We start from the raw sequence: 20654 nt of genomic DNA, 5'->3' as shown, positions 1-20654 counted from the left end.
CGGCGTTCACGCCAGGGAGGATGTCATACGTGGGTGTTCCAGTACGACACCGAGGCCAGCTTTTCGCCGAGCGGCGTGCCGCCGAGCGCCGTATCGAGCGACCGGAACGAGGCGGCCAGTTCGTTCGGAATCTTCCGGTAGAAGCCGTACGGAAGCAGCCAGTCGTGGTTCGCGTCAGTCAGTTCCAGTCCGGCCCCGTCTAACAGGCGGTCGATCTCCCAGCGCGAGTAGAGCCGCGATCCCATCGGGAGCGCCCAGTTGTATATCGATCGGGTCGAAAACCGGTTGAACGTATCGAAGAAGACCTGTTCCTTCGAGACGCGGCGCATCTCTGCGAGAAACGCCGCCGGCGTGTCCGCCAGATGGAAAAAGCGCATCGCAAACACAGTGTCAAAATGGTTGTCCGGGAACGGGAGTCGGGCGGCGTCGCCCCGCATGAACTCGACGCGGTCATCGACACCGGTCGCCTGTGCCTTCTCACGGCCCTGCTGGAGCATCGGTCCTGAGATGTCCAGTCCAGTGATGTTCGCGCCGCGCTCGGCCAGCATCACAGTGAACCGTCCGGTCCCGCAAGCTACTTCTAACACGTCCTTATCGGCCACGGGGCCGATTGCGTTGAGGACGGCCTGTTTCTCTCGTCGGTCGATCAGCCGACCGCCACGGGAGAACCGCTTGGCCTCGTACTCTTCGGCCACGGTGTCGGCCTGATACCACTCCTGCCCTTTCACGGTGTATTGCTCACCCCTCGGGGGATAAAACGATACTGGAATCCCCTTTCGTCTGCCAGACTGTTTTTCCCACTATGCCGGCTCCGGTCGCACTCGCTACCCTGATAGGTCTGGGTGTGATTTTCGGATAGAGACGAGAACCGCACGATGGCGGCCATGTATAAGGGAACATTAAACACTTCATAGAATCTGTATTGTTTGGTCATGGATATAGCCAAGTTTTACCAGTAAGTCTTGAATATCAACCACTATGAGCGCATTAACTGAAAACGCTGCACCAGCACCTTTCACTGACGAGGAGTTCCGCGACACCCTACGGGAACTCCCGCCGAGCGCGAAGCTCGTTGCGAAGGTACTGGAAGACGATGCCCCGTTGTCACAGGGAGACTTAGCCGAGAGCTCACTGCTCCCGGATCGCACTGTCAGATATGCACTGAACCGGCTGGAGGAGTCCGGGCTGGTTGATTCGCGGTACAGTTTCACCGACGCACGCAAACAGGTTTATTTCCTCACGGTCTGACCCATCGGTATGGACTGGCACCGGGCCGATGTGTCCGTCCCGACACGGGCACCGACCGGCAGCACGGCGGCATACGTTTGCGGCGATGAGGCGGCTCTTCTCGTGGACCCTCCAGACACCGACGATGCGCTCGATTCGCTTCTCAGCGACCGGTCCCTCGCACACATTGCACTCACGCACCACCACCCTGACCACGCCGGTGCCGTTGCACACTATGCCAGAGAGACAGGCGCAACGGTCTGGGCGCATCGCGGTCGGGCGAGCGCGTTCGAAGCCGCGACCGGCGTTACCCCCGACAGACTGTTCAGCGGCGGGACGACAATTCCAACCGACACCGGCCCAGTGACCGTCATCGATACGCCGGGGCACGCGCCGGAACACGTCGCCTTCGGAACGGATGGAGCCGTTGTCTCCGGTGACCTCGCCGTTGCCGAGGGTAGCGTCGTCGTCGGCGCACCCGAGGGCGACGTTCGGGCCTATCTCGCGTCACTTCGGCGACTCCACGCCAGAAACCCCGACGTGCTGTTACCGGGCCACGGCCCGCGTATCGAGACGCCGCGGGAGACCTGTGCACGACTCATCAACCACCGACTGGAGCGCGAACGGCGTGTTCGAGACGCTGTCCACGACGGGGCCGCTACGCTGGATGAAATCCTCGAAGCCGCCTACGAGAAGGACCTCACCGGCGTGCGCGATCTGGCACGCGGGACGGTGCTGACCCATCTTAAAAAACTGGCTGTCGAGGGTGCTATCTCATGGGACAGCGAGCGAGCCGCACCGAATGCAGCGGAGTGACGCCTTTTTGCCCATCGGCCCGCTATCAGGGCTGTGGACTCTCTGGAAACCGAACTCGAACGGGCCCGTGCCCTTGAGGAGTCGGAACTGGCCGACGCAATCGAGACTATCGGGTTCGAATGCACCCGCTGTGGAGCCTGCTGCAAGGCCGAGTCGGCGTGTGGCGAGGGCGGAGAGAGTACCGACGAGGTTGGCGGGCCCATTGATGGGTCTGGCGAAAACGCTGATTCGGCCGAAACCGATGCTGAACCCCACACTGCGACGGTGTTTCCTGACGAGATTCGGCAGCTACAGGCTGCCGGCGAGTACGACTTCCGCGACGTTGCCCGGCCGATGCCGTACGGATTGGCGGACGGGCCGGACGGCCCCGAAGGTGAGACGTTCGAGTGGGCGCTCCAGACCGACGACTGCGGCGACTGTACCTTCTACGCCGAGGGCGACGACGGCACAGGTGCCTGTACGGTCCACGGGGACCGTCCGCTTATCTGCCGGACCTACCCGTTCAGCGTCGCGCTCGGCGGGACGAGCCAGCCGATGGGCGAAGCCGTCGGCGAAGAAGGGATAGTCCGGGCCCACGAGTGTGAGGGGCTCGGCCGGGACATCTCCAGATCCGACGCCGAAGAGTTGGCCGCAGCGCTCAAAGAACGCGCCGTTCGAGAATTGACGGAAGCAATTGGCGTCCGCGACACCTATCGACCTGTCGATCCATCAGCCGGACAGGTCGTCGTTCACGACTCCGAAGGGGCAAAGCGCCCCGATGGCAGCCCTTACGAGTAGCGTCACACGTCGTCGATGATTTCGCCGACCGCGAAGTTCGACTTGACCTCGGTAACTTCGATCTTGACTCGTTCGTCGATTTCGGCTCCCGGAACGATGATGACGTAGCCGCGCTCGACGCGAGCGATGCCGTCGCCCTGCTTGCCGATATCTTCGATCTCGACGTAGCGCGTCTCACCCGGTTCGACCGGCGGCTGTGGCTGGTCCGGCGGCGTGTCTGACACCGTCTCCTCATCCGTCTCTGTCCCCTCATCTGCGGAGATGAGCGCAACGCGGTAGGTGCTGCCTGAGTCGACTGCGCCCGTCTCGATCTCTCGACGCGGGACCTCAACGACATACCGGTCCCCCTCGTCGCGGATATCGGCACTGAACAGACACAGCAGTTGATCCGAGATTTCCAATGTGATATACCTCCGTTCGGCCACAAAACAGCCCATTATTAAAGAACTGCCGGAGCGAGCGACCGCTGCCGTCCAAACTGCGAGGCGACGACGAGCAACGGACGGTGTTTCCCGCCTGTACCAACCGGCCGTCGCGTGGCCCAATTCGCGGCAGTATCCCCACTTCGAGTGAAAGAAAACCGCCAGAAGGCGAGCCATTAACCGTCTGTACCAAATCCAATAAGGGTGTCTCGGTACTGCTAGTAACTGTACTAATGAGCGCCACCGCACAAGCCCCCGACAGTCCGCTCTCGGACAAGCAGCGACGTATTCTGGAGTATCTCCGTTCCAATGCTGACGACCAGACGTATTTCAAATCCCGACTTATCGGCGACGAACTCGGCCTCTCGGCCAAGGAAGTCGGCACAAACATGACCGCCATCGCCGACGGCGACCACGATCTGGCCGTCGAAAAGTGGGGCTACTCCTCCTCGACAACGTGGATGGTTGAAGCCTGAACTAGCACTGACTCCGACGCGGATACATCGGGACCTCCACCAGACCATCCACACAGGCCCGATGTGGGCCTGCGTAGAGAACAGTTGGTGCCGTCGCTCACTCTTCGGTTCAGCCGCTTTACCTTGATACCTCAGGAAATATAGGAAAAATACAATGTCTATATTGATAACCATTGAGGCCGTAGTCAATCGCATCAATGGGCGAGGCTGGTTCCGCCATCCGGGTGCTTCATGTCGACGACGACCGACAGTACGCAGAGACGACAGCGGCGTTCCTCAAGCGAGAGCGGGTCAAGTTCGATATTGAGATTGCAACGAGTGCCACAGCAGGCTTGCGTCTGCTCAAAACGGAGGCAATTGACTGTATCGTTTCTGACTACGAAATGCCGGGCGAGAATGGCATCGACTTCCTCGAATCCGTCCGCGAGGACTATCCTGACCTCCCGTTTATTCTGTACACGGGCCGTGGTAGCGAAGCCGTCGCCAGTGACGCTATCTCTGCAGGTGTCACTGACTACCTACAGAAAACATCCGACACCAGCCACTACGCCCTTCTCGCGAACCGGATCGTCAACGCCGTCGAACAGTACCGGTCACAGCGCGCCCTCGAAGCGAGTAAAGACCGGCTCTCGCTGTTTATCGACCAGTCGCCGCTCGGGTTCGTTGAGTATACTCAGGACTTCGAAATCATCCGCGTCAACGACACCCTCACAGATATCTTCGGCTACACGAAGGACGAACTGGTCGGGGAAACGTGGGAGGTATTTGTCAGCGACGAAAGCTACGCCGACGTCGCCCAGGTTACATCCGAACTCAGTGAGGCCGCTGGCGGCTATCATAGCGTTGATCAGAACGTCCGGAAAGACGGCGAGTGTATCATGGTCGAGTGGCACAACCGACTCGTCACCGACGATTCGGGCGATGTTGTCACTATCTTCTCGCACTGTCAGGACGTCACAGAGCGCATTGAGCATGAACAAAACCTCGCCAAGTTACGGGACTTCTTTGCCGGGGCTGAGGAGCTCGGTGACCTCGGTGCCTGGGAGTTCGACGAAACCGGGATGTTGACCTGGACAGAGGGCACCCGCCGCATCCACGAGGTCGGCGACGACTTCGAGCCGACAGTCGAGGACGGGCTGTCCTTCTATCATCCTGAAGACAGGGAGATGGTTGCGGACGCCGTCGATGCGGCACTCGAAGACGGGGAACCGTACGATATCGAGGCCCGACTCATCACTGCGACAGGTGATCATCGGTGGGTCCGAACCCACGGCAAACGCGTCGAGGGCGCGGAGAAGCGGACCGTTCGGGGCTTCTTCCAGGACATCACCGAACAGAAGGAGCGCGAACGCCGGCTCCGCATTCAGAACGAGCGGCTGGACTCCTTTGCCAGCGTCGTCAGCCACGACCTGCAGGGCCCACTGACGACTGCACAGGGCCATCTGGAGTTGGCCCAGCAGGAAGTGACCAACGAGCACTTAGACAGCATTGATGCCGCTCATGAACGGATGCAAACGCTTATCGACGATATCCTGACGCTGGCACGGGACGGCCGCGAGGCGACGACCACCGAGCCTGTCAACCTGCGAACCGCCGCAACTGCCTGCTGGGAGACTATCGAGACGGAGAACGCGGTCTTGGAGCCCGATACTGATAGCATCGTCCTTGCTGATCCCGGCCGGTTGCGGCGGCTGCTTGGGAATCTGTTTCGGAACTGCATAGCACACGGGTCGGAATCCCTGCCTTCTCAGGTGCAGCAAGACAGCATGGAGCATGGCTCGATAGGACGGTCGGGACAGTCCGGCGGGGCTGAGAACGACAGCGGAGTAACGGTTACTGTCGGTGATATCGACGACGCCAGCGGCTTCTACGTTGCTGACGACGGCCCAGGCATCCCCGAAGACGAGCGAAAAACGGTGTTCGAGGCGGGCTACTCGACTGCGTCTGAAGGCACTGGCTTTGGCCTCGCAATCGTGGCCGATATCGCCGCCGTCCATGGCTGGGATATCAGTGTGACCGACAGCGAATCAGGTGGTGCAAGGTTCGAAATTACTGGTGTCGACAAAGAGATGTAACGGCGACACAGACGCAAGCGAACCCATAGCGAGCAGAGTACCGACGCAGGTGTCACGGGTCGTATCGCAGCAGTGAGTCGGCCTCGCCGGCCAGCGCGGCGACATCGTCGTCGAACGAGTCGGCATACCGAATAAGTAGCGTCAGCACGGTCTCTGGCTCAGTAACCGCGTACCCGTCTGCTCTGGACAGGAGCCCGGCTGACTCCAGATCGGCGGCGTAGTTGCTCACTGTCGGCCGTGAAACGTCCAGTTCGGTGGCCAGTTCCGACGCCGTCACGTCCGGGCGACGGAGGAGTGTGACGAGCATCCCGCGGGCCGTCGATCGCCGCAGGTAACCAAGCGCTACCTGTTCGAACTCGGAGAACTGGCCGGCTGGGAAGTACCGCCGGTAGTCGCCATCTTTCTGTGAGGTAACGACGGCCTCGTTTTCCAGTCGATGGAGGTGGTGCTGGGCCTCACCAGTCCCAAGTTTGAGGTCGTCGCGAAGCTTCGAGAAGTGGGTCCCGGGGTGTGCCGAGACGTACCCGGCGATGGCATCGGGCGCATCGCTCTCGCTCCCGCTGTCGCCAAAGCGGGCAAACGGGCTCGCTGCACCGAGGGCAGCGAAGCGACGGAGCGTCGCTCGCTTGTCCTCGTCAACGTCGCCCTCACGTGTCATTGCTACCGAAAAGGTGGGTCGGTAATAAAACGTCTTCGCCTGATTCTCAGTTAGTTGTCTTTGTCGACTTCCGACGTTCGCGTCGTGTCGTCGGGGCCGCCGGCCACGTCCGTCGTGCCCGAATCGCCGTCTATCTCGGCGTCCATCTCTTCGATGACGTCGTCAGCGTTGTCGAGGCCACTGTCTTGCCCCTGTTTGATTTTCTGGGCTTCCTCTTCCATCGCCTCGACATCGACCTCAGCTTCCTCATCGATCTGACCGAGAATCTTCTCAATATCGTCCAGACCGAGCATCTCGCGGGTCTCGTCGTCGAAGTCAAGCGCTTCCAGCGAGTGGCCGTTCTCCTTGACGTCCGACCCCTGGAGGTGCTTGCCGTAGCGGCCCACCAGCGAAGTGAGCTCCTGTGGGAGGATGAACTTCGTCGATTCGCCCTGGCCGATTTCGGCCAGCGTCTCCATTCCCTTGTCGATGACAGCGCGTTCGCCCATCGACTCGGCGGATTTCGCACGCAGGACGGTCGAGATTGCGTCACCCTGGGCTTCCAGGATCTGGCTCTGCTTCTCACCTTGGGCACGGATGATGTTAGACTGCTTGTCACCTTCCGCCGTCTCGATGGCGGAGCGCCGTTCACCCTGGGCTTCCAAGATCATGGCACGGCGTTTCCGCTCGGCGGAGGTCTGTTGCTCCATGGCCTGCTGGACGTCCTTGGACGGGTTGACCTCGCGGACCTCGACGCTCTCGACACGGACACCCCACTCATCGGTGGGTTCGTCGAGTTCTTTCCGGATTCGGGCGTTGATTTCGCCCCGCTTGTTCAGCGTGTCGTCCAGTTCCATGTCACCCAGCACGGCACGGAGGGTCGTCTGGGCGAGGTTGGAGACGGCACGCTCGTAGTTGTCGACTTCGAGGAACGCCTTCTTCGGGTCCATCACCTTGATGTAGACGACGGCGTCGGCGGTCACCGGCGAGTTGTCGCGGGTGATAGCCTCCTGCCGTGGCACATCAAGCGTCTGGGTACGCATGTCGAACCGCGTCACATCGGAGACGAAGGGATAGATGAAGTGAATCCCCTGGTCGAGGACGCCGCGGTAGGTACCGAGGACCGTGTAGGCACCTTTCTGGTACGGGCGGATGATCACGACGCTGGAATACACCAGCGCGATGGCGATCAGGAGGAAGATTACGGTAACGAAGCCGATGAGTCCTCCAGGCTGTAGCGGTGCTATCGCGGGGGACATGACAATCAGAACTCCGGAGCGCGCAATGAAAAGGCTTCGGTGTCCCTGTCACAAACTACCGAATTGCACACCTATGCCCGCTCGGACTCTCGTTCCGGTTCAGTGTCCGCATCGCTCCGGTCTCTGTCACGTTCGAGCGCGCGGTCGATTTCATCTGCCCCCGACCCTACCGGCTCGACGTCCAGAACGTTCCCGCCGCCGGGGTCGATGACGATGACTTCTGTCCCCTCCTCGATGGGGTCGCCAGAACTGCGAGCCTGATAGTACGGATTGAAACCGCCGTCTTCCAGTTTGACCTCGCCGTCGCTCCGGGTCACGCGCTCGGTAACGGTTCCGAACTGGCCGGTAAGTGAGTCGGAACTGAGCGTCTGGCCGCGGCCTGGCGCAGCGAAATCGAGCTTTCGATATCCCCAGAGCGTGACCGCTGTCGTTGCAAGCACGACGACAGTAAGGATGAGTGGCGCGAGGATACCCAGGCTCGCTGGGATGAACAGCCCGACCAGCCCCGCTGTCAGCAGGGCCACGCCGAGCACGAAAAAGTGGGTCCCGGGGGCGAGCGCTTCGCCCACGATGAGGCCCGCGCCGGCCAGAAACAGCAGAATGGAGAGCGACATACCTAACAGTGGTTCGGCCTGCAGCGGGGCAACTATCGCCAGCGGGTTCACCATGCCCCGACCTAGTGTCGGAGCAGGATTAAGTGTCGGGGTCAGGTGCGACACGCCACAGGCATCGGTGCAGCCTCACGCGTCGCTTGTCCGGACGAAGAACCCGTACAGTACTGCGGTGCCGAGCGCAACGGACAGGACCACGCCACCGAGTGTGGACGGCGTGTACATCTCCGCTCCGAGGAACATCCGCCCGAGCGCGAGAATCGCGATGCAGACCCCCAGTGCGACGAAAACCACATTTTCGGGCTTCGGCGCGTCGGGTGTCACCTCCAGGTCCGGGGCAAAGGAGCCGGCGACTGCGCCCTCCTCGTCGGCGGCGTCACTGTCGGGGTCGTCCTCGACCCGAATCACGTCGGCGTCTGTCGCCAGTTCGTACTCCTCGGTGAACGTGTCACCCGTAGCGGCCGCATCGTCTCGTGCGGCCCCGTCGTCATCCATGTTCCGCGGTACGTGCCGTGACTACAAAAGCGCTGGCGACTGCGGTTATTTAATGCGCGTCCCCAGCGGAGCGTCCTCGTGGGTCGTCAGCAGGTCCGCCTCGTCGCCGGCGGCCAGCACCATCCCGTTGGATTCGATGCCGAACAGCTCGGCTTTCTCCATGTTCGCAAGCAGGATGACGCGCGTGCCGGGAAGCTCCTCGGCGTCGTGGAGTTGTCGCAGGCCGGCGACGACCTGTCGGACCTCGTGGCCGATATCGACTTCCAGACGCAGGAGCTTGTCCGCGCCCTCGACCGGCTCGGCGCTGCGGATCTCGCCGACGCGCATGTCGACGCCCTCGAAGTCCTCGAAGCTGATGCGGTCCTCGACGAGTGGCTGAAGGTCGGCGGTGTCCACGTCGCCGTCGTCCCCTTCATCTGTGTCATCGCCATCGCTGTTGCCATCTGCATCGTCGCTTGCCTCCTCGACTCGCTCCTGCAGTTCCTCGTTGAGTGCCTCGATGTGGTCGTCCTCGACCTGCTCGAACAGTTCCGCAGGCTCGCCGAACTCAGCCGGCGGTGATTCGAGTGCGCTATCGAGGGTCACGTCGGCGACGGAGCCCTGCTCACCGAGCTGGCCCCAGAGGCGCTCGGCCTTGCCCGGCAGCACGGGCTGCATGAGCACCGCGACAGCCTTGGTCAGCTGGACGCAGTCGCGGATGACCTGTTCGGCCCGGTCGGGGTCGTCATTAACGAGGTTCCACGGCTCGTTGCGCTGGATGTACTCGTTGCCGTAGTTCGAGAGCTCGATAGCGATTTCGGCCAGTTCGCGGATGTCGTACTCTCGGACGGCTGTCTCGAAGTCCGTAATCGCGTCCTCGATTCGCCCGCGCACGTCATCGCTAACGGCAGTGTCGGGCGTCCCGTCGTAGTTGCGCTCCGCGAACAGCAGCGACCGGTAGATGAAGTTCCCGACGTTGCCAACGAGTTCGCCGTTGACCCGCTCCTGGAAGCGGTCCCAGGAGAAGTCCACGTCGGTGTCGATCTGTGCGCCGGTGGCGATGTAGTACCGGAACAGGTCGGGATGGAAGCCAGCGTCGAGGTACTCGTCGGCCCAGACGGCGCGGTTACGCGAAGTCGACAGCGCCTTGCCGTCGATACCGACGAACCCGGTCGCCAGAATCGACCGGGGCTCGTTGTACCCCGCGCCGCGAAGCATCGCGGGCCAGAACACCGCGTGATGCTGGATGATGTCGCGGCCGATGACGTGGATTATCTCGCCGCTGTCGTCGGCCCACTCGTTGTCCCACTCGGTGCCGTGGTGCTCCTCACCGTCGACCTTCCAGACCGCTTCCCAGTCGTACTCGTCGTCGCCGACGCGCTCGGTGTACTGTTTCGTCGAGGCGACGTACTCGATGGGCGCGTCAACCCAGACGTACAGCACCAGTTCGTCGCCGCCGTCGACATCCTCCGGATAATCGACGCCCCAGTCCATGTCCCGCGTGATACAGAGGTCCTGTAGTTCGCCCTCAACCCACTCGCGGGGCTGGTTCTGGGCGTTGTCGGTCCCCTCTAGACGGTCGAGGAAGCCCTGGAGGTATTCCTGGAAGTCAGCGAGGCGGAGGAACTTGTGCTCGCGGGTGCGGTACTCGGCGGGGTTCCCGGTCAGCGTCGACACCGGGTCCTCGATTTCGCCGGGTTCGAGGTGGCGCTGGCACCCCTCGTCACATTCGTCGCCGCGGGCCTGCTCCCCACAGTAGGGACAGGTCCCCTCGACGTAGCGGTCGGGGAGAGGCTGGTCCTCCTCCGTGTCCCATGCGACCTCGATCTCCTTCTCGTGGACGTGGTCGTTTTCGACCCACGACCGGACGAACTCTTGCGTGAGTTCGACGTTGGTCTCATCGTCTGTGTGTCCGTAGTTGTCGAACTCAATGTTGAACTGCGGGAACGTCTCGGCGTAGGTCTCGTGGAAGTCAAGTGCGAACTCTCGCGGTGCGACGCCTTCTTCGGCAGCGTTGACTGCTACTGGCGTGCCGTGCATATCTGATCCCGAAACGAACGCCGTTTGCTGGCCGATCCGTCGGAGGGCGCGCGACAGCGCATCCCCGTCGACGTACGTCCGGAGGTGGCCGACGTGCAAGTCACCGTTTGCGTAGGGCAACCCACAGGTCACGACCGCCGGCTGGTCCGTCGGAAACTCGTCGTTGCTCATACCTGTTCGTGTGCCACCGACGGGTCAAAAGGGGGTTGGTTTCGGCGTGGGAGCGACGCTCTGGTCACAGCAACGCGAGCGTGCCGCCGGCAAGCCCGAGTGTCACGACAAGTCGCCCGGCACTGCCGAAGAACGTCGCTGCGCCGAACCGATAGTAATCGCGTTCGAGGACGGTAAACGCGTAGATAGAGATCGTATCGGGAAAGAACGGAACACAGAGCGCGAGCGACAGACCAACGTAGCCGTACTTCCGTGCAAGCTGTACCGTCTTCCGTTCAGACCACTCGATGAGATTGAACCGTGAGCGCTTGATCCGGCGCACGAGTGGGCCGTACTCCTTTGCCTCCTGACCGATATGGAAGGCGACGAGACTACCGAACGCCTTCCCGAGGCCGCTGACGAGGATAATCGCCACCAGGTTCCCGTTCGTGGACAGCCCGAGCCGAAGGGTTTCGGCCGGAACCAGCACGACCTCGCTTGGAAGCGGGAGAATAAACGCGATCAGGAACGAGTACACCGCGATGATACCCAGTCCGGTTGGACCGGTGGCCGTACAGACGGTCTCTTCCAGCGGCGACAGTGGCGTGCCGGCCGTCGCACAGTCGCCGATGAAGGCAATGAACGCTGCGGTCGGTACTACCAAGTCCACGCCTCTCTGTAGCAAACAGGCACTTCTAAACCTTCGTATGTCTTCTCGGGAGCGCTCAATATCGATACGTTCGAGACCAGAGACAGGGGTTCAGTACCAGTCGAGATCCGCGACAAATGACCGTAGCATCGACCGCGTGACGTGGGGCATACACACGACGCGCATCTCGCCGGCACCGGTCTTTGAGACTCGCCAGCCGCGGTCCCTGAGTTCGTCTGTCATCGGCATCGAGAGGTCGGCCGCGACAAGTGGGAGTTCGGGGCCGACAACGTCGTGGCCGCGCGCGGATAACTGGTCGGCCAGCCAGTCGGCGTTGGCCATCGACGTTTCGTACTGCTGTCTGTAGCCCGCCGGCCACAGCGATTCCATCGCTGCGACAGCGGAGGCCACGCCAGCACCCGACCGCGTCCCCGTCAGCGTGAGCTGGTCCGTCGATTCCAGGTACGGCGTTTCGACGGCGAGCTCATCGAGCAGCGACCGGTCGCGGGCTAACAGTCCGCCGGCGGGAACCGCTGCCTGCCCGACTTTGTGGGGGTCGATGGTCATCGTGTCGATGTCCGCGTGGCCGAAGTGCCAGTCGTGGTCGGTAAACGGGAGGTAGAAGCCGCCCCACGCGGCGTCGACGTGACAGAGGGCATCGACCGTCTCGGCGAGGTCGGCGATAGCCGGAATTGGATCGACGTAACCGTACTCGGTCGAACCGGCGACGCCGACGACACACACCGTGTCCTCGTCGACGAGTTCCGACATCGCCGCCATGTCGGCGCGGTAGTCCGTCGCCGGCGCGGTCCGCAGTTCCACGCCGAGCACGTCGGCGGCCTTGGTAAATGAGAAGTGCGCGTGGACGGGCGCGACCACGTTCGGGTCGTCCGTGTCGGCGCGGTTCCGGGCGATGCGTATCGCCTGCAAATTAGCCTCTGTTCCGCCCGAGGCGACGTAGCCCGCGGGGTCGGAGAGCCCGGTGACCTCACCGAGAGACTCGACGGCCTCGCGTTCCAGATCGGCGATGGTTTCGTACGTGCCCGGGTCTCCGGGGTTCGTCGCGAGGAAGCGTTCTGCCGCTTCGCGTGCCGACGGATGTGGCACGGTACACATCGACGAGAGGACGCGCTCGAAATCCTGTGGCTCTGCCCGCTGGAGCATCTATCGGGTGTATAGCGGGGGAGTGGTTTAGCCGTTGTGCTCGTGTGTTTCGTTGTCTGCTGTTTATTCGCTCCAGTGGCAGAATACTGGCCAGGACGGGTTAGCCATCCGTACGTAGTCCGTTCGCGTGCTCACCGACCGAATTACCAGTTCGATGGTCCGATCTTCTTCGTCGCTTTCGCACGAAAGCCTGTGGGACCGATCAGCGACTCGAAAACGGTCTGACGCTCAGTGTCGAGCGCGCCACCAAAGGAGCCGACCCGCATCGTTCGATACGTCTCGAATCCCTTGTCGTTGGAGTAGAAGTAGACACTGCCGTGCAACAGGCCGTGGATGAGTTCGTCCGACCGCACGTCGCCGGCAGGTCGGTCAAGCTTGACGAAAGCCACGTTTCCCCAGTTGACGACCGCCTCTCGGAGCCCCATGAGGAACGCGACCTCGTGGTTCTGTGGCAGACCGAACTCCGTCGCTCGTTCGAGATCGGTAAGCGAGTCGATGACGATGAGCGTCTCTGCGGCGTCGCTCACCCGGTCACTGATATCGGATAACAGCTTCTCGAACGTTTCCTCAGCGGGCTCTCGCTCCGGCGGCTCCGCGTCGGGCTGTTCGATTTCGGTGTCGCTCCGTCGAGCATCGAACAGCGGCTCTGGGACCGGCAACAACTCCATGAACCGCTGGGAGAAGTCGGCGACGGTCATGTGCTCCGTGAGCGCCTCAAACTGGTAGCCGTCGAGGACGGCATCAAGTTCGCTGTAGACGTGTTCCCGGTCGTGTGAGAGCGTGATGTAGGTCACCGAGTCGGGAATCGACCCACTGCGCCGAGCGATGCCGTTCGGGACCATGTCCGGGCGGTGTTTCGCAAGCATCAGCGTCGCGAGACTCGTATAGGTGAACGCATCGCCCCCCGCGTCCGACGCCCCGGCCAACAGGACCGTGCTCCCTGTCGGAATCCCGCGGATCTGCCCGTCCAGCCCGGGGATGCCGAAGGGGATGTACGACACACCGGAGCTGATACTCTTGGCTTCCGGTGTCGATTCGGGTGCCATACCGCAACGAAGCGAACGGAACAAAAAAGCCTGCTGGCTACGCCAATCAGCCGCGCCTCAGCGGACCGATTCCAGCAGCAGCCGCTGTTCGACGCGCTTGACCTCGTGTTGGACGTCACGCACGGCGTCGATGTTCGGCGAGATGGAGGTGACTCCCTCGTCGACAAGGAAGTCGACCATCTGTGGCTTCGAGGCGGCCTGTCCGCAGATGCTCGTGGCCACGTCGTGCTCGCGGCAGGTCCCGATGACCTGGCGCATGAGTTCGAGGACGGCCGGGTGGAGTTCGTCGAAGCGGTCGGCAACGTTGCCGTTGTTGCGGTCGACGGCCAGCGTGTACTGGGTGAGGTCGTTCGTCCCGAAGGAGACGAAGTCGATGCCAGCCTCGCAGATGCCCTCGATTGACAGCGCGCTCGCCGGCGTCTCGACCATGACACCCCAGTCGCGCTTCTCGGGGTCGATGCCGACCTCCTGCATCAGTGCCTTCGCCCGCAGGATGTCCTCGGCGTCGGTGACAAGCGGGAGCATCAGCTCGACGTTGTCATAGCCCAAGTCGTACAGGCGCTCGAACGCGCGGAGTTCGAGCTTGAACTCGCCGGGGCGGTCGAGCGACCGTCGGATGCCCCGATAGCCCAGCATCGGGTTGTGTTCGCTTGGCTCGTCTTCACCACCCTGCAGCTGGCGGAACTCGTCGGAGGGGGCATCAAGCGTCCGGACGCGGACCGGACGCGGGTAGAACGCTTCGGCTACCGAGCGGACGCCCTCGACAATCTCGTCGATGTACGCGCGCTCGCCGTGGTCCTCAACGTAGCGCGAGGGCGTCTTGTCCGTCGAGAGAATCATGTGCTCGATGCGCAGCAAGCCGACGCCGTCGGCCCCCGTCGCGGCGGCCCGCTCGGCGGCTTCAGGAATGGAGACGTTGACCTTGACCTCCGTTCCGGTCATCGGCTTCACCGCCGAGTGTGTCTCGACCGGCCCGGCGTCTTTGTCCTCCTCGGTCTCTTCGGGGACATTGGCCCCTTTTTCGACTGTGCCCTTATCGCCGTCCAGCGTTATCGTTTCGCCGTCCCGGAGCTTCTGTGTCGCGTCCTCAGCCCCGACAACGGCCGGGACGCCCAGCTCTCGGGAGACAATAGCGGCGTGGCTGGTCATCCCGCCCTCGTCGGTGATGATGCCGTTTGCGCGCTTCATCGCCGGGACCATGTCCGGCGTCGTCATCTCGGCGACGATGATGTCGCCGTCTTCGACCTTGTCAAGATTGTCGAGCTTGTCGACGATGCGGACGACACCGGTGACCCGGCCCGGTGCGGAGCCGATACCGGAGAGCCGGACCGCCTCGGACTGGCTCTCCATCGCCCCGCCGTCGGCGACACCCGACTTTGCCCCCGGCGGCTGACTCTCGGCTTCGTTTGCCGAGCCGGCGCTTCCTTCGGGGTCGTCGATAGTGGTGATCGGGCGGGACTGCAGTAGATACACCTCGCCCTCGTAGACCGCCCACTCTACGTCCTGTGGGGTGTCGTAGTGGTCCTCGACGCGCTCGCCGACCTCCAGAAGTCGGTGAATCTCCTCGTCTGAGAGGACGCGCTCGTTGCGCTTCTCCTCGGGGACGGAGCGTTCGATGGTCTCCCCGTCCTCACCCCGAACGCACATCACCTTCTTGTCGGCGACGGTCACCTCGTCGATGGTTTCCGTCTCGCGGTCGATGACGTAGTTATCGGGCGAGACTGCGCCGGAGACGACCGCTTCACCAAGCCCCCACGCGGCCTCGATGATGGCCGTCGGGCCACCGGTCGAGGGATGGCTGGTGAACATGACGCCGGACTTCTCCGCGTCGACCATCTGTTGGACGACGACGGCGATGTCCACCGCGTCGTGGGCGAAGCCGTTCTCGTTGCGGTAGTAGATGGCCCGCTGGGTGAACAGTGACGCCCAGCACTCCTTGACCCGCTGCAGGAGGTCCGTACGCGAGACGTTCAGGTACGTGTCCTGTTGGCCGGCGAAGGAGGCGTCCGGGAGGTCCTCGGCGGTCGCTGAGGACCGCACCGCAACGTCTTCGTCACCCATCTCGTCGTAGGCGGCCAGCAGGTCCTCGCGGACCGACGGCGGGGTGTCCGTTTCCAGAATCAACTCCTGGGCGCGTTCGGCCGCCTCAGCCAGCGCTTGCGAGTCGTCGCTGTCGACATCGACGGCCTCGAACAGCGGCTCGTCGATTCCAGTTGCTTCGATGAACGACCGATACGTGTCGGCGGTAACGACGAACGCCGACGGAACGGGCAGGCCCGCTCCGGTCAGTTCTCCGAGAGACGCCGCCTTGCCGCCGACCCGCGCCAGGTCGTCGGCACCGATTTCATCGAGCCACAGTGTTGGCATGGACTCATTCGTACCATCTTCAACGACAATTAAGGAAGTTCCGGTTACAATCAGTGAAAAATTCCTCTTCACTCGATTTCGAGTGAATTAGGCAGTCACACCGCCGGTGCGGTTGTGCGGTCACGCTTCGATGATGTCGTCGTCGTCGACAGCGGGGACGGTCACTGTGCCGTCCAGTGCAGTGACGGCGCGCCCGCCGACCCACACCTCGGTCCCGTCGGTATCGACTGACACTGTCCCGGGTCGGTCACAGAAGTGTCCGCCCTCGGCGATGATCTGTTCGATGGTGTCATCGAGCGCCCCGTAGCGACGGACGAACGCCGCGCAGGCCCCTGACGCCGCCGCAGTTACCGGCTCTTCGGTCCGGTTCCCGGCCCGGAAGGCTCGGCCGTGGAACGTCGACCGGCGCGTCGCGTCGGCACCGACGGTATCGAACGTAAACGGGTACACGCCGGCCGCGTCCACGCGGTTACAGAGCGAGTCGACGGCAGCCACGTCAACGCTGAGATGGCTCAGATGCTCGAAGTAGTTGACCGGGACCATGAGCCATGGCTCGCCCGCGTCGGCCGTCACAAGCGGGAGGTCCGCACCCACGTCTTTGAGCGTGGCCGCGTCGAGCCCGAGCGCGTCCGCGACATCGATGTAAGGGACATCTACTTCGGTGATGTCGGCCCGCCCCTGCTCGACCCAGACCATCCCGTTCTGTTTCGTCTCGACGGCGACTTCGCCGGCGGCGGTGGCGACTGTCCACTCGCCGTCGCCGATCTCACCACGCTCGTAGAGCGCCGCATGAGCCGCAACTGTGGCCGTCTCCGCCTGTGCCAGTTCCTCGGTTGGCGAAAAACAGCGAAGCCGGCGGTCGGCGTCCCCCGCCGGCAGGACGAACGCCGCCTCGCTGGCTCCCAGTTCGCTGGCGACGGCCTGCATCTGGTCGTCGGTCAGTCCGTCGGCTTCGGGCACGACGCCGGTCGGTGTGCCTGCCGTCGGCTCCGCGGCGAACGCATCGACAAGCAACGCCTGTCGGGTATCCATGGCACGGAGTTGTACTGACCCGCAGATAATCTTTTCCGGAGCTAGCCGGCTCCGGTGAGATACGCGACGGGGACCGGGACACGCCCCTGACGGACGACTTTAGTACAGGGAGGTATCACTGGAACGTATGAGTGAGGACGTCGACCTCCCTGAGAGCCACCCCCGCTACGAGTCGCTTTTGACCCGCCACCGTATCGAAGCGGGCGTCGACCGCGGAATCACCTCCCGGCAGGGACTCATCGCCCAAGGCCGTGGCGAAGCCTTCGACTACCTGCTGGGCGAGCACACTATCGACAGCGCCGACGACGCCGAGCGCGCCGCCGCGGCACACCTCCTGTCCGCTGACCACGCCGTCATCTCGGTCAATGGCAACGCCGCCGCCCTCGTGCCCGGCGAACTCGTCGAGCTCGCTGAAGTGACCGGCGCAGACCTCGAGGTGAACCTGTTCAACCGAACTGAGGAGCGCATCGAGGCCATCGCCGACTACCTCCGCGAGCACGGCGCGACAGACGTGAAGGGGCTGACCGCCGACGGGCGAATCCCCGGACTCGACCACGAGCGCGCGAAGGTCGACGCTGACGGCATCGGCGCGGCGGACGTGGTGCTCGTTCCGCTGGAAGACGGCGACCGCGCCGAGGCGCTGGGCGAGATGGGCAAGACGGAACTCGTCATCGACCTCAATCCTCGAAGCCGTTCGGCGGAAGTAGCGACGGTCCCCATCGTCGACAACATCATCCGGGCGATACCGAATATCACCGAGCACGCGCGAGACCTCCGTGGCGATCCGGATGCCCAGCAAGACGCCATCGACGCGTTCGACGCCGACAGCGCCCTGACCGCCGCCGAGCGGACGATTCGGGAGGGCGACCTCGAATGAGTCTGCCACCGTACATCTACGCTGACCGTCGGGTACCCGACGAGGAAACCGTTAGAGAACCCCTCGACCAGCGGACGATGACGGCCTTCGGCGACACTGAACAACTGGAACGCCTCCATCGGGTGTTCTATCCGGTCTTCAAGATTGACTACGAGTACGAGACCGGCAAGGGGAAGCTACTCGGGACGACGACGAAGGCAGAAACGGCGTTTCTCGATGGGCTCTGGGCGGACAACGACCGGGCCGTCTCGCAGTACGTCGATGACACCGACGCGATAGTCCGCCGAGCGACCAGCGACTACGATTTCGGCCGCAGCGACCCAGCGCTTGGCCGCTCTGTCCTGCTGCAGTTTCAGGTCACCGACGACAACGCCCGGTCGTTACTACCCCAGCGCGTCGCGGAGTACCGCGACCAGCAACAGAACGCCGCCTCCGGCACGGCCAACGTATTCCTCCGGAAACTGCGCGAGTCCTACGGGCTCCCCGGAGATTTCGAACCCGACGGATTCGACAGCGTGACTGGCGTCGACCGCCTGTATCTCCCCTTCTGGCTTGCCGAGTACCACTCACCCGACAGCACGGACGTGAAGCTCGTCACCTTCCGGGACCCCGATGCCCCGACCGAAGAGCTACAGCGCCACGGCTGGCTCGCGGAGTTTTTGAGCGCCGAACCCCGTCGGCTGGCCGAGTACGGCTACGAGGTCAACCCCGACCGCCTCGAACGGAACATTCGGGAACGAATCGACCAGTCCGACGAATCAAGTTCGGCCAGGACGAGCAGCAATACCGACTCGGACAGTACCGACGGCGCGCCCTCGATAAATCGCGAGCGCCCCTCGGACGACGGGACGGTGGTCCAGCCCGATGGTGTCGACATGGAAGCCGACGGTCTGGTCGACCCGAACCCGTCCCGTAGCTTCGCCGACGTGGGCGGGATGTCCGAGCTACTGGAGACGCTCAACCACAAGGTTGTCCGGCCGCTACAGGACCCGAGTGCCTTCGAGGAGTACGGCATCGGCGTCGTCAACGGTGTCCTATTGCATGGCCCGCCCGGCTGCGGAAAAACCCACGTCGCTGGCGCGCTCGCGGGCGAGGTCGACCACGCCTTCATCGAGGTCACGCCGGCCGACGTGACGAGCAAGTACATGGGCGAACCCGCACAGAAGGTCGAGGAGCTGTTCCAGATCGCCCGGGCGAACGCCCCATGTATCCTCTTCATCGACGAGATCGACGGCATCGCTGGCGCGCGCGACGGCGACAGCAACATGAACAGCAGCGAGCAGCAACTGGTGAACCAACTGCTCACTGAACTCGAAGGGATCGCAGACGAGGACGTGGTGGTGCTGGGCGCGACGAACCTCGTCGAGGACGTGGACGACGCCATCCGCCGCTCGGGTCGATTCGACGAGCGCGTGGAGGTCCCCCCACCGGACCCGGAAGCACGCACGCAGATTCTGGGGCTTCACCTCGCCGGTCGACCGACGGCTGCCGACATCGACCTCGACCCCGTCGTCGAGGAGACGGCTGGTTTCGCGGCCAGTGACATCGAACTTCTCGCTGAGGACGCCGCCCGAAAGGCGTTGCGAGCGGACGCCCCGATCGGGACGGACCACCTGCTACAGGCCGCCACGGAGACCGACACCAGCATCCCGGACTGGGTCGATCCCGAGATGGTCGCCGAAAACGGCGTCGTCCAGCCCGACGGTGTCGACCTGCAGGCCAGTTCGCTGGTCGAGACTGACACGGGACGCGACTTCGGCGACGTGGGCGGGATGGGCGAACTGAAGGACCGGCTCGAAGACACGGTCCTCGACCCGCTTCAGAACGCCGACGCCTACGCCGAGTACGGCATCGACGTGCTCGCCGGGCTGTTGCTGTACGGCCCGCCCGGCTGTGGGAAGACCCACCTCGCCGGCGCGCTTGCGGGCGAACTCGGCCATAGCTTCGTCGAAATCAGCCCCGCGGACGTGACGAGTAAGTGGATGGGTGAGCCGGCCCGCAACGTTGCCGAGGTGTTCGAGGTGGCCCGCGCGAACGCCCCCTGCGTGCTGTTCATCGACGAGATCGACGGCATCGCCGGCTCGCGGCGCGGCTCGATGAACACGAGCGAGCAACAACTGGTCAATCAACTGCTCACCGAACTTGAGGGCGCGGCGGCCGAGGACATCGTCGTAGTGGCCGCGACAAACTTCGTTGAGGACATCGACGCTGCGCTGCGGCGCTCGGGCCGGTTCGACGAGCGCGTGGAGGTCCCGCCGCCGGATGCCGAGGCACGCCGACAGATCCTCGAAATCCATCTGCAGGACCGGCCCGTCGCCGGCGACATCGACTGGGATGCCATCGTTGAGCCGACGGCTGGCTACGCGGCCAGCGATCTCGAACTCGTCGCCGAGGACGCGGCGCGCCATGCCCTTCGAGACGGCTCAGAAATCACGCAGGGACACCTCGAAACCGCCGTCTGGGAAACGCATTCGAGCATCGCCGACTGGGACGACCGGGAGCGCTATCAGGGAGCGGAGAGCACCGCGGATCTGGGGCTCGGGTCCTGAGTCCGG

Annotated in this window: 19 protein-coding genes; 7 read left to right on the top strand and 12 right to left on the bottom strand. The window is 63.3% G+C overall.

Annotated features, from left to right (window positions below; translation table 11 throughout):
• Positions 1-23: 23 nt before the first annotated feature.
• Positions 24-728, bottom strand: coding sequence for a class I SAM-dependent methyltransferase (locus RBH20_RS11085; protein ID WP_306708505.1), 705 nt, complete (start codon positions 726-728; stop codon positions 24-26).
• 250 nt (positions 729-978) lie between these two features.
• On the opposite strand from RBH20_RS11085, the gene RBH20_RS11080 reads away from it, so the two are divergent.
• The 3 genes from RBH20_RS11080 to RBH20_RS11070 are packed head-to-tail and all read left to right on the top strand — an operon-like array spanning position 979 to position 2820.
• A complete protein-coding gene (locus RBH20_RS11080) occupies positions 979-1248 on the top strand; it encodes a helix-turn-helix domain-containing protein (RefSeq protein WP_007188815.1) in 270 nt (89 codons plus the stop codon).
• Between the two features lie 9 nt (positions 1249-1257).
• Positions 1258-2043, top strand: coding sequence for an MBL fold metallo-hydrolase (locus RBH20_RS11075; protein WP_306708501.1), 786 nt, complete (start codon positions 1258-1260; stop codon positions 2041-2043).
• Positions 2044-2076: 33 nt separating this feature from the next.
• Positions 2077-2820 (top strand): YkgJ family cysteine cluster protein, encoded by a 744-nt coding sequence (locus RBH20_RS11070; RefSeq protein ID WP_306708499.1) that lies wholly within the window; start codon positions 2077-2079, stop codon positions 2818-2820.
• A 2-nt stretch (positions 2821-2822) separates the two neighbouring features.
• Here RBH20_RS11070 and RBH20_RS11065 read toward each other — a convergent pair whose 3' ends face one another.
• The gene (locus tag RBH20_RS11065) at positions 2823-3221 is read right to left on the bottom strand and encodes a TRAM domain-containing protein (RefSeq protein WP_306708497.1); all 399 of its coding nucleotides are present in this window, start codon (positions 3219-3221) and stop codon (positions 2823-2825) included.
• A gap of 254 nt (positions 3222-3475) precedes the next feature.
• On the opposite strand from RBH20_RS11065, the gene RBH20_RS11060 reads away from it, so the two are divergent.
• Positions 3476-3718, top strand: a complete 243-nt coding sequence (locus RBH20_RS11060; RefSeq protein WP_306708495.1) for a hypothetical protein — start codon at positions 3476-3478, stop codon at positions 3716-3718.
• A gap of 197 nt (positions 3719-3915) precedes the next feature.
• Positions 3916-5793 carry a PAS domain S-box protein gene (locus tag RBH20_RS11055; protein WP_306708493.1) on the top strand — a complete coding sequence of 626 codons (1878 nt, stop codon included), beginning with the start codon at positions 3916-3918 and terminating at the stop codon, positions 5791-5793.
• Between the two features lie 52 nt (positions 5794-5845).
• Here the strand turns inward: RBH20_RS11055 and RBH20_RS11050 are convergent, their stop codons facing one another.
• From RBH20_RS11050 to RBH20_RS11005, 10 genes are all read right to left on the bottom strand, one after another.
• On the bottom strand, positions 5846-6451 hold the full coding sequence (locus tag RBH20_RS11050) for a MarR family transcriptional regulator (protein ID WP_306708491.1): 606 nt from the start codon (positions 6449-6451) through the stop codon (positions 5846-5848).
• A gap of 50 nt (positions 6452-6501) precedes the next feature.
• Complete coding sequence (locus RBH20_RS11045; RefSeq protein WP_306708489.1) at positions 6502-7689, bottom strand: SPFH domain-containing protein; 1188 nt, start codon at positions 7687-7689, stop codon at positions 6502-6504.
• Positions 7690-7760: 71 nt separating this feature from the next.
• Entirely contained in the window at positions 7761-8357 is a 597-nt protein-coding gene (locus RBH20_RS11040) for an NfeD family protein (RefSeq protein WP_306708487.1), read from the bottom strand.
• Between the two features lie 72 nt (positions 8358-8429).
• The gene (locus tag RBH20_RS11035; RefSeq protein WP_306708485.1) at positions 8430-8795 is read right to left on the bottom strand and encodes a hypothetical protein; all 366 of its coding nucleotides are present in this window, start codon (positions 8793-8795) and stop codon (positions 8430-8432) included.
• Positions 8796-8840: 45 nt separating this feature from the next.
• Positions 8841-10985, bottom strand: a complete 2145-nt coding sequence (gene metG / locus RBH20_RS11030; protein WP_306708483.1) for a methionine--tRNA ligase — start codon at positions 10983-10985, stop codon at positions 8841-8843.
• A gap of 64 nt (positions 10986-11049) precedes the next feature.
• Entirely contained in the window at positions 11050-11634 is a 585-nt protein-coding gene (locus RBH20_RS11025) for a YqaA family protein (protein WP_306708481.1), read from the bottom strand.
• A 90-nt stretch (positions 11635-11724) separates the two neighbouring features.
• The gene (gene mfnA, locus RBH20_RS11020) at positions 11725-12777 is read right to left on the bottom strand and encodes a tyrosine decarboxylase MfnA (RefSeq protein ID WP_306708479.1); all 1053 of its coding nucleotides are present in this window, start codon (positions 12775-12777) and stop codon (positions 11725-11727) included.
• Positions 12778-12920: 143 nt separating this feature from the next.
• Positions 12921-13823 carry a chemotaxis protein CheY gene (locus tag RBH20_RS11015; protein ID WP_306708477.1) on the bottom strand — a complete coding sequence of 301 codons (903 nt, stop codon included), beginning with the start codon at positions 13821-13823 and terminating at the stop codon, positions 12921-12923.
• 57 nt (positions 13824-13880) lie between these two features.
• Positions 13881-16190, bottom strand: coding sequence for a phosphoenolpyruvate synthase (ppsA, locus tag RBH20_RS11010; protein ID WP_306708475.1), 2310 nt, complete (start codon positions 16188-16190; stop codon positions 13881-13883).
• Positions 16191-16310: 120 nt separating this feature from the next.
• Positions 16311-17222, bottom strand: coding sequence for a PhzF family phenazine biosynthesis protein (locus tag RBH20_RS11005; RefSeq protein ID WP_306708473.1), 912 nt, complete (start codon positions 17220-17222; stop codon positions 16311-16313).
• 127 nt (positions 17223-17349) lie between these two features.
• Here RBH20_RS11005 and RBH20_RS11000 point away from each other — a divergent pair, with 127 nt between their 5' ends.
• Positions 17350-18099, top strand: coding sequence for a 4-phosphopantoate--beta-alanine ligase (locus RBH20_RS11000; RefSeq protein ID WP_306708471.1), 750 nt, complete (start codon positions 17350-17352; stop codon positions 18097-18099).
• On the top strand, positions 18096-20648 hold the full coding sequence (locus RBH20_RS10995; protein ID WP_306708469.1) for an AAA family ATPase: 2553 nt from the start codon (positions 18096-18098) through the stop codon (positions 20646-20648). The genes RBH20_RS11000 and RBH20_RS10995 overlap by 4 nt, the downstream gene beginning before the upstream one ends.
• Positions 20649-20654: the final 6 nt, after the last annotated feature.

The sequence above is a fragment of the Haloarcula sp. H-GB4 genome (assembly GCF_030848575.1).
In the GTDB taxonomy this organism is placed as follows: Archaea; Halobacteriota; Halobacteria; order Halobacteriales; family Haloarculaceae; genus Haloarcula.
Note: the sequence above shows the minus strand (reverse complement) of the source record. Positions and strands in the feature narration are given on the sequence as shown.